General features: G+C 70.2%; 13 protein-coding genes and 1 riboswitch. Of the genes, 6 read left to right on the plus strand and 7 right to left on the minus strand.

Annotated features, from left to right (window positions below; all coding sequences use genetic code 11):
- Positions 1-99 precede the first annotated feature (99 nt).
- The 4 genes from BS83_RS37150 to BS83_RS37165 form a co-directional block, all read right to left on the minus strand.
- Positions 100-1830 (minus strand): ABC transporter substrate-binding protein, encoded by a 1731-nt coding sequence (locus BS83_RS37150; RefSeq protein ID WP_037607677.1) that lies wholly within the window; start codon positions 1828-1830, stop codon positions 100-102.
- A 145-nt stretch (positions 1831-1975) separates the two neighbouring features.
- Positions 1976-2974, minus strand: a complete 999-nt coding sequence (locus BS83_RS37155; protein WP_037607678.1) for an ABC transporter permease — start codon at positions 2972-2974, stop codon at positions 1976-1978.
- Positions 2975-3516: 542 nt separating this feature from the next.
- Positions 3517-4248: an enhanced serine sensitivity protein SseB C-terminal domain-containing protein gene (locus tag BS83_RS37160; protein ID WP_051944798.1), complete on the minus strand. Its 732-nt coding sequence runs from the start codon at positions 4246-4248 to the stop codon at positions 3517-3519.
- Positions 4249-4424: 176 nt separating this feature from the next.
- On the minus strand, positions 4425-5216 hold the full coding sequence (locus tag BS83_RS37165; protein WP_084714714.1) for an enhanced serine sensitivity protein SseB C-terminal domain-containing protein: 792 nt from the start codon (positions 5214-5216) through the stop codon (positions 4425-4427).
- A gap of 33 nt (positions 5217-5249) precedes the next feature.
- A riboswitch (glycine riboswitch) is annotated at positions 5250-5359 on the plus strand.
- 150 nt (positions 5360-5509) lie between these two features.
- Between BS83_RS37165 and gcvT the strand changes: the two genes are divergently transcribed.
- From gcvT to BS83_RS37190, 5 genes are all read left to right on the plus strand, one after another.
- Positions 5510-6628, plus strand: coding sequence for a glycine cleavage system aminomethyltransferase GcvT (gene gcvT / locus BS83_RS37170; RefSeq protein WP_037607680.1), 1119 nt, complete (start codon positions 5510-5512; stop codon positions 6626-6628).
- 106 nt (positions 6629-6734) lie between these two features.
- Positions 6735-7112: a glycine cleavage system protein GcvH gene (gcvH, locus tag BS83_RS37175; protein ID WP_037607682.1), complete on the plus strand. Its 378-nt coding sequence runs from the start codon at positions 6735-6737 to the stop codon at positions 7110-7112.
- A gap of 37 nt (positions 7113-7149) precedes the next feature.
- Entirely contained in the window at positions 7150-8418 is a 1269-nt protein-coding gene (gene glyA / locus BS83_RS37180; RefSeq protein ID WP_037607683.1) for a serine hydroxymethyltransferase, read from the plus strand.
- 139 nt (positions 8419-8557) lie between these two features.
- Positions 8558-9925: an L-serine ammonia-lyase gene (locus BS83_RS37185; protein ID WP_037607684.1), complete on the plus strand. Its 1368-nt coding sequence runs from the start codon at positions 8558-8560 to the stop codon at positions 9923-9925.
- A 56-nt stretch (positions 9926-9981) separates the two neighbouring features.
- Positions 9982-11901 (plus strand): ABC transporter ATP-binding protein, encoded by a 1920-nt coding sequence (locus tag BS83_RS37190; RefSeq protein WP_037607685.1) that lies wholly within the window; start codon positions 9982-9984, stop codon positions 11899-11901.
- A 25-nt stretch (positions 11902-11926) separates the two neighbouring features.
- Here the strand turns inward: BS83_RS37190 and rho are convergent, their stop codons facing one another.
- Positions 11927-13045 (minus strand): transcription termination factor Rho, encoded by a 1119-nt coding sequence (rho, locus tag BS83_RS37195; protein WP_037607686.1) that lies wholly within the window; start codon positions 13043-13045, stop codon positions 11927-11929.
- 324 nt (positions 13046-13369) lie between these two features.
- Here rho and BS83_RS37200 point away from each other — a divergent pair, with 324 nt between their 5' ends.
- Complete coding sequence (locus tag BS83_RS37200; protein WP_037607687.1) at positions 13370-13720, plus strand: MazG-like family protein; 351 nt, start codon at positions 13370-13372, stop codon at positions 13718-13720.
- On the opposite strand, the gene BS83_RS37205 is transcribed toward BS83_RS37200, so the two are convergent.
- Together BS83_RS37205 and BS83_RS37210 are read right to left on the minus strand one after the other, a co-directional pair.
- A complete protein-coding gene (locus tag BS83_RS37205) occupies positions 13644-14564 on the minus strand; it encodes an oxygenase MpaB family protein (RefSeq protein WP_051944801.1) in 921 nt (306 codons plus the stop codon). The two genes, BS83_RS37200 and BS83_RS37205, sit on opposite strands and share 77 nt — an antisense overlap.
- Before the next feature lie 308 nt (positions 14565-14872).
- On the minus strand, positions 14873-15364 hold the full coding sequence (locus BS83_RS37210) for an ATP-binding protein (protein ID WP_037607688.1): 492 nt from the start codon (positions 15362-15364) through the stop codon (positions 14873-14875).
- Positions 15365-15526 lie beyond the last annotated feature (162 nt).

The following is a 15526-nucleotide window of genomic DNA, read 5'->3' on the forward strand; positions in this document are numbered from 1 at the left end:
CGGGATCCGGCGCCGCCCCTTGTGGGAGCGGCGCCGGACACCGACCCGCCTTCACCTGCCCTTCGGTCTAGCTGTGCTTACAGGTGAGACGGGGTGAGGTCACTTACCGTCGGACAGACCCAGAGTCGAGAAGTCGATCATCCCGAGCTGCTGGTTGAAGTACACGTTGGTCAGGCGCGGGTTGTAGTAGTTGAGCGACTGCTCGACGACACCCGGGAAGTACAGCGCCAGGTCCATGACGCGGTGGTTGATCTTGGTGTAGTCCGCCGCGGCCACAGCCGGGTCGGTCGCCTTCGCCGCGTCGTCGATCCAGCCGTTGATCTGCGGGTCGTTGACCTCGGTGAAGTTGTTGTTGCCGGACTTCGTGATCAGGCGGCCGTCGATCAGCACGGACAGCATGCCGGAACCGGTCGGGTAGTCGGAACCCCAGCCGAAGACGTTCAGGCCGATGTTCTTCGAGTGCATGACGTCGGGCGAGCCGACGGTGGAGCCGGACTGCGAACCGTCGTACTGGAAGATGTCGGCGTTGATGCCGACGGCCTTCAGCGCGGCCTGGGCGGCGACAGCCTGCTTGACGTCCTTCGGGCTGGTGGAGCGAGCCGCGATGGTGGTCGAGAAGCCGTTCGGCTTACCGCACTTGGCCAGCTCGGCCTTGGCCTGGGCGATCTGCGGCTGGCCGGCGGCCAGGTTGTACGGGTCGTAGTTGTCCGAACCCGGGATCGACGGCGGCAGCATGTTGGTCGCCAGCGCGCCGGCCCACTTACCGCCACGGGCGGTCTGCTGGTCCGAGCCGCTGATCGCGTACTCGACGGCCTTGCGGCAGTCGACGTTGTCGAACGGCGCGACCTTGGTCTGGATGGAGATGTAACGGATCGTCGCGGCGGGCGCGTCGACGGTGTCGGCCTTCAGCGACGGGTTCGTCAGGATCTTGCCCTGAGCGGCCGTCTGGACTCCACGCTGGCCGGCGTCGAGGTCGATGGAGCCGTCGAGGAGGCGGCTGTCCAGGTCATCGGCGTTGGAGGTCACCGTGAAGGTGATCTTGTCCGGCAGCGCCGTGCGCAGGCTGTCGGTCGACTGGTCCCAGTTCGGGTTGCGAACCATGTCGAAGCCCTTGTTGGCGACATAGTTCTCGACCTCGTACGGGCCCGAGGAGACCGGGTGCTTGGCGTAGTTGGCGCCGTCGTCCTTGGACTGCTCGACCGGGGCCGCGCCACCCATGGCGAGGTGGTTGAGGAAGTCCGAGTTGGCCTGGGCCAGGTTGAAGACGATGGTGCTGTCGTCCGGCGTCTGCACGGACTTCAGACCGGCCGGGTCCTTGTCCTTGTACGGGCCGGGGTACTTCTGGCCCTCGTCCAGGTCGCTGAGCAGGTAGATCGGGCCGTTCGGCAGGACGTCCTGCGCGAAGACGCGCTCGATGCCGTACTTGATGTCCTTGGACGTGATCGGGGTGCCGTCCTGGAACTTCAGGCCGGACTTCAGCTTGAAGGTGTAGGTCTTGCCGTCGTTGGTGATCGTCGGCATGGCCTGCGCCAGGTCGGGCTGGAGGACCAGACCGTCCTTGCCCGGCTTCGAGGGGTACTGGACCAGCGTGCGGGTGTAGAAGCGCTGCAGGTCCCAGACGAAGGCGTAGTAGCCGATCGCCGGGTCGAGCGAGTCGACGTCCTGCGTGCTCCAGAGCTTGAGAGTGCCGCCCTTCTTGGTGGACGGGTTCACGATGCTGGTGGCAGCGGCGTTGAAGGACGAGCCGCCGGGGGTGGTCCCACCGGTCTTGGGGGCAGAGGAGCCGCCGCAGGCCGAGGTGGTCAGGGCGATGGCCCCGATCAGACCCACGGCAGCAAGCGCCTTGTTGCGGGTAATCACTTTGGTGTCAACCTCCGAGAGTGCCCAGTGCCCGGATTGAGGGGGCGCTGGTCGTCTGATGGATGAGCCGCTGCTCTCCACCGGATTGAGGGCCGCGCCGTGAGGCGCAGGCGGTCTAGTTGCCCTTCGGGTCCAGCGCGTCGCGCAGGCCGTCGCCGAAGAGGTTGAAGGAGAGCACGGTGACGAAGATCGCGAGACCGGGGATCACCATGTAGGTCGGGTCGACCGTGTAGTACTGGATCGAGTCCGAGAGCATCTGCCCCCAGGAGGGGGTCGGCGGCTGGACACCGACACCGAGGAAGCTGAGGGCAGCCTCGTTGAGGATGTTGGTCGGGATCATCAGCGTCGTGTAGACGAGGATCGGGGCGACCAGGTTGGGCAGCAGTTCCTTGAACAGGATGTGGATGTTGCCGCCGCCGAGGCTGCGAGCCGCCTCCACGAACTCGCGCTCACGCATGGACAGGGCCTGGCCACGGACGATGCGGCCGATGTAGGGCCAGCCGAAGAAGCCGATGACGAAGATCAGCACGAGGATGCGCGGACCGCTGCCGGAGAGCCCGAGCAGCTTGGTCGGCATGACCGAGAGCAACGCGATGGAGAAGAGCAGCTGCGGGAAGGCCAGCAGGATGTCCATGATCCTGCTGATCGCCGAGTCGACCCACCCGCCGAAGAAGCCGGCCGCCAGACCCAGCACCACACCGATGACCACCGCGAGGGCTGCTGCGCCGAAGGCGACGATCAGCGAGATCTGGGCACCGTAGACGATACGGGCGAAGATGTCGCGGCCGTAGGTCGGGTCGATGCCGAGAAGGTGGGTGGAGCTCATGCCGCCGAAGGAACCTGCCGGCGTGCCGATGCCCAGCGAGGCGTCGAGCAGCTTCGTGTGGAAGGTGTCGGGGTCCTGCCCGACGATCTTGCACAGAAGCGGCGCGAAGACACCCACCAGGATCAGCAGGATCACCACGAAGCCGCCACCGAGGGCGATCTTGTCGCGCTTCAGCCGCTCCCAAGCAATGCGGCCGGGCGAACGGCCGACGATCTTCTTAGGAGCGACCGTCGGGTCAGCTGGAACCTCCAGTGTTGCGGTCCCGGAGTCGTGGAGTGGCGCAGTCATATGGAGAAGACCCCCAAGCCGGTGGTGACCGGCACACGGTGCCCGGCCGACCTGCCAGGACGCGCTCCGGGTAGAGGAGCAGGCCCGCGGACACGGTCGCAGTTCACTAGTGGTGCCAAGTGCTGAGTGCGGAAAGCTGAGCTGCCGGACGGACTTGCCCGGGAAGCTGATGGTGCGTCAATGCATGGGTGTAGCTGGTGCAGCGGTGAAGCAGGTGCATCAGTGGATATGCGGTGGTTCCACGTACTCCCGTCGGCCTGCTGACCGCTCAAGTCGGGTGTGACCGAGGCGTTCGACGGGGACGGCAAGCGAGAGCGACACCTGGCCGCCCCGGCTTGTTGCAGAAGCTTTCATCAACGGCACATAAGTCCGAAAGACCCGCCAGTGAATGGTTTCCTAACCGTGACCTGCATCGATGCAAAGCCGCAACCTGCGAATACGTCGATTCAGGAGCCTCTCGGCGCCCGTGCGCCACAGGCGTCAACGCGCGTAGAGGATATTTCCGCTGGTCAGAGCCTCGGATGACACCACTCCGGGAAGTGTCAGACCCGCTGATAGCACGCCGGCATACGCGCGGAAAGCCATGACGCGACCTGGTCATAAGGGTCCGCCAGTGCGACGGTCGACACGGCGAGACCGTCGGGGGCGGCCGGCAGGGCGCGGTGCATCATCTGCCGGACGGCGTCGACGGACTGGGCGGACGAATCGGTCAGTTCCAGACCAAGAACGACATAAGGCTCACCGACGGACGGTTCCACCCAAGCACGCCGCAACGACTGCACAGCGGATGTTTCGCTTGCGGCAGCGATGAGTTGACGGAAGAACGGGGCCGTCGCGGCGGGGCTGCCGACGCTCTCGGGGACGCTGCTCGGCGGCGCGTCCACGGCGGTCAGCGAGAGCGGGCCGGCGGGCAGCCGGTCGAGTCCGCCGGCGATCCGGCGCAGATCCGCCCACGGGATCCCGACCCCGCCGCCGCTCGCGTGCGGGTCGAGCCACAGCCCCCACCGCTCGCGGTAGAGCGCGGCCGCGACCTCGACGCCGGGCACGACCTGGTGCTGCCGGGTCCATCCGGACGCGGCGAGCTGCTCGGCGGAGGTGACACAGGGGGCGTAGCCGTACCCGCCGACCTCGAGGTTGCCGTACTGGACGTCGGGGCTGCCGGGGAGGCCGTGCCACAGCAGCATGAAGAGCTCGCCGGCGGCGATCTCCTGCAGCAGCGCCTCGTACCGGTCGTAACGGCCGGGCGCGAGCTCCCGCAGTGCCGCTTCGATCATCGTCTCCGCCCCCCTCACGATCCGCTCACCCCAGGATCGCCCACGGCGATCCTTCGCCGCGGTGCAGCCTAGTACTCGCGCGACACCGGACGATCACGCCACGGGCTCGGTCGGAAACCAACTCTGCAGGCGACTGCCCGGCGCGCTCAGGGGCGCGTGCAAGCGCTCCGCCGTCGTCAGGCCTGGGAGTAGAAAGGTGCGACCGTTCGGAGCATCCACTGCGCCGTGGGGTCCTCGGCCACCGCGTCGAGGAGGACCAGGGAGACCTCGAACGGCAGCGGGACCGCGCCCAGCGCGCGGCCGAGCGCGAGGCCGACGGCCTCGTGGTCCGCCGCGTCGTAGCGGGCGAGCTGGACGCCGACGAAGAGCTTCGGGGCGTCGCCCTCCACCTGGACGTACGCGCGACGCGCCGTCAGCACGACCGGCAGGGAGGCCAGTTCGCCCACCGCCGCGGCCAGGAAGTCGTACGGCTCCTCGTGCGCCTCAGGCTCCCACGCCGTCGCGCGGACGCCCTCCTCGGCCGGGTCGCCGCACAGGTCGGGGACGCCCGCCGCGGGGACGGGGAGTCCGACCGCGCCCTCGGGGTTGACCGCCAGGCCGACGCCCTGCGGGAGCCCGCGGGCCAGCTCGCGGACCGGGGCGATCGCGTACGGCATCTCCGGGCCCGCCACCGCGCGCAACTGCGCCTCCGAGCTGAAGACCGGGACGAAGGGCTGTCCCGCCAGCTCCGTGGTGGGCAGGTCGAGGGTGACCCCGTCACGGCTCGGGCCGGACGGCATCGGGACCCAGACGTGGCTGCGGCCCAGCACCTCCATCAGGCGCGGCGTCGCCCCCGGGTCGCCGACGGAGGCGGCGAGCGCGAGTTCCAGCTCGTTCTCCGGCCACCTCCCCACCTGCTGCTGCGGGACCCCCGGGTACTCCTGCACGGTCTCCTCCACCTGTTCGCCAGCGCCCGTGTGCCATGCCATGATGGGCCCACTCACAATCGCATACCGGCCGTTCGAACCCGCGCGGGAGAGCTCGGCGACACACCCCGTCCCGGGGCGGGTCGTCGGCGCCGAAGGAGCAAGCCCTCCCCCGAATCTCTCAGGCACAACACCGCACGGGCGAGGCAGTTCTGGAAAGCGACCAGTCACGTTCGGCGTGCTGGTCCACCCACGGTGCAAGCCGTGCCCACGGGCGCGGTGAAGCTCTCAGGTCGCAGCGACAGACGGGGAGGGACCCTGCCGCAGCATGCCCTGAACCGCTTGGAGATCCTGCTATGTCTCTCCGCCTGACCGCGCTGGACGCCGTCCATCGCTCCCTCGGCGCCACCATGACCGACTTCGCCGGCTGGGACATGCCGCTGCGCTACGGCAGCGAGCGCGAGGAGCACAACGCCGTCCGCACCAAGGCCGGCCTCTTCGACCTCTCCCACATGGGCGAGATCACGGTCACCGGTCCGCAGGCGGGCGAGCTGCTGGACCACGCGCTGGTCGGCTTCGTCTCCGCGCTCGCGGTGAACAAGGCCCGCTACACCATGATCTGCGCCCCCGACGGCGGCATCCTGGACGACCTGATCGTCTACCGCACCGGTGAGGCCGAGTTCATGGTCGTCGCCAACGCCTCCAACGCGCAGCTGGTGCTCGACGAGCTGACCGCCCGCGCGGAGGGCTTCGACGCCGTCGTGCGCGACGACCGCGACGCGTACGCGCTGATCGCCGTCCAGGGCCCCGACTCCCCCGCGATCCTCGGCTCGCTCACCGACGCCGACCTGCCGGGCCTGAAGTACTACACCTCCCTCCCGGCCACCGTCGCGGGCCGCCCGGCGCTGCTCGCCCGGACGGGCTACACCGGCGAGGACGGTTTCGAGCTCTTCCTCGCCCCGGCCGACGCCGAGGCGGTCTGGGCCGCGCTGACCGAGGCCGGCGCCTCCTACGGGCTGATCCCCTGCGGGCTCTCCTGCCGCGACACCCTGCGCCTGGAGGCCGGGATGCCGCTGTACGGGCACGAGCTCAACACCTCGCTGACCCCCTTCGACGCCGGCCTGGGCCGCGTCGTGCGCTTCGACAAGACGACCAACGACGGCGCCTTCGTCGGCCGTGAGGCCCTGGAGAAGGCCGCCGAGCAGGCCGCCGCCACCCCGCCGCGGGTGCTGGTCGGCCTGGTCTCCCCCGGCCGCCGGGTCCCCCGGGCGGAGATGAACGTCGTCGACGCCGAGGGCACGGTCATCGGCTCGATCACCTCCGGCGCGCCCTCCCCGACCCTGGGCAAGCCGATCGCCATGGCCTACGTGGACGCCGCCCACGCCACGCCGGGCGGCAGCGTCGCCGTGGACGTGCGCGGCACGCACGAGCCGGTCGAGGTCGTCGCGCTGCCGTTCTACAAGCGCGCCCGCTGAGCCGCGGCGCGCCCGCGCCGCAAGAATCACTCTTCGGGGTCACCACATTCTGGGACGACTGGCCCCCGTTTCGCCGTACCCACACCTCATCCGGGAGAATCACGTCATGAGCAACCCCCAGCACCTCACGTACAGCAAGGAGCACGAGTGGCTGACGGCCGCCGAGGGTGGCGTGGCCACCGTCGGGATCACCGCCTTCGCCGCCGACGCTCTCGGTGACGTCGTCTACGTCCAGCTGCCCGAGGTCGGCGACACCGTGGCCGCCGGCGACACCTGTGGCGAGCTGGAGTCGACCAAGTCGGTCAGCGACCTCTACACCCCCGCCTCCGGCGAGGTCGTCGAGGTCAACCAGGCCGTCATCGACGACCCGGCCCTGGTCAACTCGGAGCCCTTCGAGGGTGGCTGGCTTTTCAAGCTCCGTCTCGACGGCGAGCCGGAGGGTCTGCTCAGCGCCGACGAGTACACCGCCCACACCGGCGGCTGACCGCCTGTCTGACGAGCCGAGGGATCCCCAGAACGCCATGACCGTCCTCAATCAGTCCCTGCACAGCCTCGACCCCGAGGTCGCCGCCGCTGTGGACGCCGAGCTGCACCGCCAGCAGTCCACCCTGGAGATGATCGCCTCCGAGAACTTCGCCCCGGTGGCGGTTCTGGAGGCCCAGGGCTCGGTGCTCACCAACAAGTACGCCGAGGGCTACCCCGGTCGCCGCTACTACGGCGGCTGCGAGCACGTCGACGTCGTCGAGCAGCTCGCGATCGACCGGATCAAGGAGCTCTTCGGCGCCGAGCACGCCAACGTGCAGCCGCACTCCGGCGCGCAGGCCAACGCCGCCGCGATGTTCGCGCTGATCAAGCCCGGGGACACGATCCTCGGTCTGGACCTGGCGCACGGCGGCCACCTGACCCACGGCATGAAGATCAACTTCTCCGGCAAGCTCTACAACGTGGTCGCCTACCACGTGGACGCCGAGACGAACCTGGTCGACATGGACGAGGTCGAGCGCCTGGCCAAGGAGCACCAGCCCAAGCTGATCGTGGCCGGCTGGTCCGCCTACCCGCGTCAGCTGGACTTCGCCGCATTCCGCCGGATCGCGGACGAGGTCGGCGCGCTGCTGATGGTCGACATGGCCCACTTCGCCGGCCTGGTCGCCGCGGGGCTGCACCCCTCCCCGGTGCCCTACGCGGACGTGGTCACCACGACGACGCACAAGACCCTCGGCGGTCCGCGCGGCGGCGTGATCCTCTCCAAGGCCGAGTACGCCAAGAAGATCAACTCCGCGGTCTTCCCCGGCCAGCAGGGTGGCCCGCTGGAGCACGTGATCGCCGCCAAGGCCGTGGCCTTCAAGGTCGCCGCCACGGAGGAGTTCAAGGACCGCCAGCGCCGCACCCTCGAAGGCGCCAAGATCCTCGCCGAGCGGCTGACGCAGTCGGACGCGGTCGAGGCCGGCGTCTCCGTCCTCTCCGGCGGCACGGACGTGCACCTGGTCCTGGTGGACCTGCGCAAGTCCGAGCTGGACGGCCAGCAGGCGGAGGACCGCCTGCACGCGGTCGGCATCACGGTCAACCGCAACGCGGTGCCGTTCGACCCGCGCCCGCCGATGGTCACCTCCGGCCTGCGCATCGGCGCTCCGGCGCTGGCCACCCGCGGCTTCCAGGCCGAGGACTTCCGTGAGGTCGCCGACATCATCGCCGAGGCGCTGAAGCCGTCCTTCGACGAGGCCAAGTCCGCCGAGCTCGCGGCGCGCGTCAGCGCGCTGGCGGCGAAGCACCCGCTCTACCCCGACCTGTAAGTCGTCGGGGGCCCGGAGTTTTCGGGCAGTTCGTATGAAATCGGCGGGGCACCGCGCACACTGGAACCACACGGTGGCGCGCGGTGCCCCGGCGCGTGTTCCCTCCGTTCGTCCCCCACCACAAGACAAGGGCGTCCTCGTGGCCATCAGCGTCTTCGACCTCTTCTCCATCGGCATCGGCCCGTCCAGCTCCCACACGGTCGGCCCGATGCGGGCGGCGCGCATGTTCGCCCGCCGGCTGAAGTCGGAGGGCCTGCTGGCCGACACGTGCTCGGTGCGCGCGGAGCTCTTCGGCTCGCTCGGCGCGACCGGCCACGGCCACGGCACCCCGAAGGCGGTGCTGCTGGGTCTGGAGGGTCACTCGCCGCGAACGGTCGACATCGCGCAGGCCGACCTGGACGTCGAACGGATCAGGGCGACCAAGCGACTCTCGCTGCTCGGCACCCACGAGATCGGCTTCGACCCCGAGAACGAGCTGATCCTGCACCGCCGCAGGTCGCTGCCGTACCACGCCAACGGCATGACCCTGTGCGCCTACGACGCGGCGGGCGTACCGCTGCTGGAGAAGACCTACTACTCGGTCGGCGGCGGCTTCGTCGTCGACGAGGACGCCATCGGCGCGGACCGCGTGGTGCTCGACGACACCGTCCTGAAGTACCCCTTCCGCACCGGCACCGACCTGCTGCGGCTGACCAACGAGACCGGCCTGTCCATCTCCTCCCTCATGCTGGAGAACGAGAAGGCCTGGCGCACCGAGGCGGAGATCCGGACGGGCCTGCTGGAGATCTGGTCCGTGATGCAGGAGTGCGTGCGCAACGGCATGCACCACGAGGGCATCCTCCCCGGCGGCCTCAAGGTCCGCCGTCGCGCCGCCTCCGGCGCACGGGCCCTGCGCGTCGAGGGCATCGGCCCGGCGAACGCGATGGAGTGGGTCACCCTCTACGCGATGGCCGTCAACGAGGAGAACGCGGCTGGCGGCCGCGTCGTCACCGCCCCGACCAACGGCGCGGCGGGCATCATCCCGGCGGTCCTGCACTACTACCTGAACTTCATCCCCAGCGCGGACGAGGACGGCGTCGTCCGCTTCCTGCTCGCCGCGGGCGCGGTCGGCATGCTCTTCAAGGAGAACGCCTCCATCTCCGGCGCCGAGGTCGGCTGCCAGGGCGAGGTCGGCTCCGCCTGCTCCATGGCCGCCGGCGGCCTCGCCGAGGTCCTCGGCGGCACGCCCGAGCAGGTCGAGAACGCCGCAGAGATCGGCATCGAGCACAACCTCGGCCTCACCTGCGACCCGGTCGGCGGCCTGGTCCAGATCCCCTGCATCGAACGCAACGGCATGGCGGCCGTCAAGGCCGTCACCGCCGCCCGCATGGCGCTCCGCGGCGACGGCCGCCACCACGTCTCGCTGGACAAGGCGATCAAGACGATGAAGGAGACCGGCGCCGACATGAAGATCAAGTACAAGGAGACCTCCCGCGGCGGCCTGGCCGTGAACGTCATCGAGTGCTGACGGGGCAGGCGGTCCCCTTTGGCCTCAGGGAAGCCTGAGGCCCTACCGTCTCTCCCATGAGCATGGAGAGCACCGCCTGGATGCAGCTGCACAGCGTCATGAACGCGCAGCAGGAGCGCCGCCCCTTCGACCGCGCCACACTGCGGCGCATCGGCGCCTTCGCCCGACCGCACCGCCGCCGTATCTGGCAGTTCGTGGTGCTGAGCGTGGCGACCGCGCTGCTCGCCGTCGCCACGCCGGTGCTCGCGGGGCGCGTCGTCGACGCGATCGTCTCCCACGGCGACCAGAGCACCGTCATACGACTCGCCCTGCTCATCGCTCTCATCGCGCTCGCCGAGGCGGGCTTCGGGATCCTCGGGCGCTGGCTGTCCTCGACGCTCGGTGAAGGACTCATCCTCGATCTGCGGACAGCCGTGTTCGACCACGTGCAGCGGATGCCGGTCGCGTTCTTCACGCGTACGCGTACGGGCGCCCTCGTCAGTCGCCTCAACAACGACGTGATCGGCGCGCAGCGCGCCTTCAGCAACACCCTCTCCGGAGTCGTCAGCAATCTGGTGACCCTGCTGCTGACCCTCGTCGTGATGCTCACTCTCTCCTGGCAGATCACGCTGCTCGCGCTGGTGCTGCTGCCGCTGTTCGTGATCCCCGCGCGGCGGACGGGCAGCCGGATGGCGAAGCTCCAGCGCGAGGCCGCCAACCTCAACGCGGCCATGGGCACCCGGATGACCGAACGGTTCTCGGCACCCGGCGCCACCCTGGTCAAGCTCTTCGGGCGGCCCGAGGACGAGTCCGTCGAGTTCGCCGCGCGGGCCCGGCGGGTGCGGGACATCGGGGTGCGGACGGCGATGGCACAGTCGGTGTTCATCACCGCTCTGACGCTCGTCTCCGCCCTGGCGCTCGCGCTCGTCTACGGGCTCGGCGGCTGGTTCGCCCTGCGCGGCACCCTGCAGCCGGGCGCCGTGGTGTCCCTGGCACTGCTGCTGACCCGCCTCTACGCGCCGCTCACGTCGCTCGCGGGGGCGCGCGTCGAGGTCATGAGCGCTCTGGTCAGCTTCGAGCGCGTCTTCGAGGTCCTCGACCTCAAGCCGCTGATCGAGGAGAAGCCGGAGGCCCGCGCCGTGCCCGAGGGGCCCGCCGCCGTGGAGTTCGACGACGTCCGTTTCGGCTACCCGTCCGCCGACAAGGTCTCCCTCGCCTCGCTGGAGGAGGTCGCCGCCCTGGACACCCGCAGCGGCGCGGAGGTCCTGCACGGCATCAGCTTCCGCGCCGAACCCGGCCAGACCGTCGCCCTGGTCGGCTCGTCCGGCGCCGGGAAGTCGACCATCGCGCAGTTGCTGCCGCGCCTGTACGACACCGACGAGGGAGCCGTCCGCATCGGCGGCGTCGACGTACGTGACCTGAGCGCCGAGTCCATGCGGGCGACCCTCGGCATGGTCACCCAGGACGGGCACCTCTTCCACGACTCCGTGCGCGAGAACCTGCTGCTCGCGCGGCCCGGGGCCGACGAGGACGAGCTGTGGGACGTGCTGCGCCGGGCACGCCTCGAAGATCTCGTACGCTCGCTGCCCGACGGCCTCGACACCGTGGTCGGCGAGCGCGGCTACCGCCTCTCCGGCGGCGAGCGCCAGCGCATGACCATCGCCCGGTTGCTGCTGGCCCGCCAGCGCGTCGTGATCCTCGACGAGGCCACCGCCCACCTGGACAACACCTCGGAAGCGGCCGTCCAGGAGGCACTCGCGGAGGCCCTGGAGGGGCGGACCGCCGTGGTCATCGCCCACCGACTGTCGACGATCCGCGCGGCCGACCTGATCCTCGTCGTCGAAGCCGGCCGGATCGTGGAGCGCGGCACGCACGAGGAACTGCTGGCGGCGGCCGGCCGGTACGCCGAGCTCCACCGGACGCAGTTCGAGAGGCACACGCACGGGACGGGCGTGAAGGAGACCGCGGGAGCGGGCCTCGGGGAGCCGGTGGCCTAGATCAGGCCGGCGGGGACACGCCCGTTCAGCGGGCGGCCGGGGTGGTGAGCTGGACCTGACGGAGGAACTCGGCGTTGGTCGAGGTCTTCTTCAGGCGTTCCAGCATCAGCTCCACGGCCTGCTGCGGCTGCTGGGCCGCGAGGGCGCGGCGGAGGCGGTGGAGCGCGGTCAGTTCGTCGGGGTGGGTGAGGAGTTCCTCGCGGCGGGTGCCGGTGCCGGTCGGGACGACGGCGGGGAAGACGCGCTTCGCCGCGAGGGCGCGGTCGAGGCGGATCTCCAGGTTCCCGGTGCTCTTGAGCTCCTCGAAGTAGTAGTCGTCGGCGCGCGATCCGGTCTCCACCAGGGCGGTGGCCAGGATGGTCAGCGAGCCGCCGTTCTCGATGTTGCGGGCCGCGCCGAAGAACTGCTTCGGCCCGAGCAGCGCGCCGGCGTCGACGCCGCCGCTGAGCGTGCGGCCCTGGCCGGCCGTGGCGATGGCGTTGTGGGCGCGGCAGAGGCGGGTCAGCGAGTCGACCAGCATCACCACGTCCTGGCCGGCCTCGACCAGGCGCTTGGCCCGCTCGACCGCGAGCGAGGCGAGCCTGGTGTGCTCCTTGGCCGGCCGGTCGAAGGTGGAGGCGAGGACCTCGCCGCGGACGGAGCGGGTCATCTCGGTGACCTCCTCCGGGCGCTCGTCGACCAGGAGCACCATGAGGTGGCACTCGGGGTGGTTGCGGGCGATCGCGTCGGCCAGCGCCTGCAGCACGGCGGTCTTGCCGGTCTTGGGTGGGGCGACGATCAGGCCCCGCTGGCCCTTGCCGACCGGCGCGAGCAGGTCGATGACGCGGGTGGTCAGCCGACCTGGGTCGGTCTCCAGGCGCAGCCGCTCCTGCGGGTGCAGCGGGGTCAGCTCGGCGAACGCCGGTCGGCCGGAAAGCGTCTCGGGCGCACGGCCGTTGACGCGGGCGATGCCCTCCGGGCCGGTCTCGACCAGGTCGCCGCGGCGCAGCCCGAAGCGGCGGACCTGCTGCGCGCTGACGGACACGTCGTCCGGCCCGGGGAGGTATCCGCCGACGCGCAGCACGCCGCGGTTGCCGTCGAGGTCGAAGACCCCGGCGGTGAGGGTGAGTTGGGTCTGGGTGGGGGTTTCGAGAAGGGTGGTCACGCGAATTCCTTTCGCGGAGAAGAAGAAGTAGGCGGGTGGAGCGGGTGATGCGAGGGAGGTGCGGCGGATACGCCTGACGACCACGGCGGCGGGCTGCGGGCGGCGAAGGACGCCGACGGCAACGGGCCCGGGGTGGCGAGGAAAAAGCGACGTGCGACGTGCGAACTGCGGACTACGCCTGGAGGCCGGCCACGAGGAGGACGGGCTGCGTCAGGTGAGTCGGTGGTGGAACCAGCACCGGCGCCGACAGAAGGGCGAAACTGGGGTGCTGCTCCCCACCATAACAGGCCGCTCCGGCGACCGGGCGGGAATTAGGCTCCGTCCATGACCGATTCCTCCTGGGCCACCATCGCCGAACTGGAGCGCTGGCTGTCCGAGAACGGCCCCGAGCCCGCACCGGCCGACAGGACTCCAGCGGCCGACAGGACCCGGCTGCTGCTGCAGATCCTCAAGATCTCCGAGGAGGCCGGCGAGGTGGCCGAGGCCGTCATCGGGGCGATGGGGCAGAACCCCCGCAAGGGCTTCTCGCACAGCTGGGAGGACGTGGAGAGCGAGCTGTACGACGTCATCATCACCTCGATGGTGGCGCTGACCAGCCTCAACCCCGATGCGGGGACCGTGTTCGCACAGCATCTGGCACGGGTCGCCGAGCGCGCGTTCGGGCCGTCTCGATGACGACGGAAGGCTCGCAGCCGTAGCGCAGCGCCACGGCCAGCGCGCGGACCGAGGCCCGCTCGGCGCTGGCGCGCAGAGCGGACCGGCGGGGCAGACCCAGTTCGACGAGGGCCCAGTGCGGCAGCAGGTCGATCCCGCCGTTGACGAGTATCCGCAGCGCCGCGTCCCCTCCCGCGGACGGGATCAGCGCGCCGGGCGTGCGCAGGAAGGCCACCGCGGCCAGGGCCGCTTCCGTGGCCGCGAGTCGGGGCCTGACCTCGCGCAGGTAGGCGTGCACCTCGGCGAGCGAGCGCGGAACCTCCGTCGCACCGAGGCGCTCGGCGGTCAGCGCGACCTCGTCGAAGTAGCGGTCCTGCTCGGGCCGGGTCAGCGGGCGGCGGGCGTAGCGCTGGTAGCCGGCCAGGAAGCAGGCGGTCTCGGCGACGTGGACCCAGCGCAGCAGTTCGGGATCGCTCGCGTCGTAGGGGCGGCCGTCGGGGGCCGTGCCGCGCACGTACGCGTGGATCCGTCGGACCCGGGCGATCGCCGCCTCGGCCTCCTCGGTCGAGCCGTAGCTGGTGACGGTGACGAACCCCGCGGTGCGGTTGAGCCGGTCGATCGGATCATCGCGGTAGAGCGAGTGCTGGTCGACGCCGGCCATGGCCAGCGGATGCAGCGACTGCAGCAGCAGGGCGGCGACACCGCCGGTGAACATGCCGGGGAGGTCGCCGTGCACCAGCCAGACCACGCTGTCCGGACCGAAGAGTCCGGGATCGCCGACGGGCCGGTCGTAGCGCGTCAGATCCAGGCCCTGGCCGTGGACCGTCGCGTAGACCTGCCGCCTGATCCGCTCACGGAGCCACACAGCTCCAGTTGTACTCCGTGGATCCAAGGTTTACCAGGCGAAAGCCAAGGGAATTTTAAGCAAACACATGAGCGCGCCTTGTGATCCACGGCTCACTATGGCGAAATAACGCCATCTATCCCTTTTGTCCGTTGCCCGCATGCCGAGACACGTGCCATAGTCGGTGAACGGAACGCCTCCGACCCGAGCGCGTCCACACGCCGCCGCGGCACCACCCCCTTGGCCGCGCGGCCCAAGGCAGGGGCCCCTGATCGACACACGATCCCAGGGGCCCCGCATTGCCTTCCGGCCCCTCCGCCACCTGCGCGCTACGCGACCGCGGCGGTCCGCACCTTCAGCTCGAACCAGACCGACTTGCCGCGCGACAGCAGATCCACGCCCCAGCGGTCGGCCAGCAGGTCGACCAGCCGCAGCCCGCGCCCGGCGTCGTCGTCGGCATCGCCCTTGATCAGGCAGGGCAGCGCCCGCGAAGGATCCCGCAGCTCGACCCTGACCCGCCCGGAGCCGCACAGGACGCGCAGCGCGAAGCTCCGTCCGCCGGTGTGCCGCACCGCGTTCGCGACCAGTTCGGCCACCAGCAGCTCCGCCACCTCACCGAGGCCGCCCAGCCCCCAGGACTCCAGGGCGGACAGGGTGAGCCGACGGGCGTGCGCCGTGACCCCGGGGGCCGCGAGTAAACAGACCCCGTCGCCCTCGGGCGACAGCAGCCGGGCCACCCCGTCGAGCTCGGTGGTCGACGCGGTCTCTGCAGCCTCAATGATCACTCTCTGCTCCCGCGCCACTTCACGCTGTACTGCCATGACCCCATGATGGCGTCTCCTGGCCGCCTCGGGGAGCGCAAACAGCAAAAAATCATCTATTGCTTCGGGCATATGCCAAAGCGGTTTGCATACGCGCAGCTCAGGCGCGGCAGGGCCCGGCAAACCTTTCCCACGGCTCGACGCGGGCCCAGCGGACGGGCA

The sequence above is a fragment of the Streptacidiphilus rugosus AM-16 genome (assembly GCF_000744655.1).
Lineage (GTDB): Bacteria > Actinomycetota > Actinomycetes > Streptomycetales > Streptomycetaceae > Streptacidiphilus > Streptacidiphilus rugosus.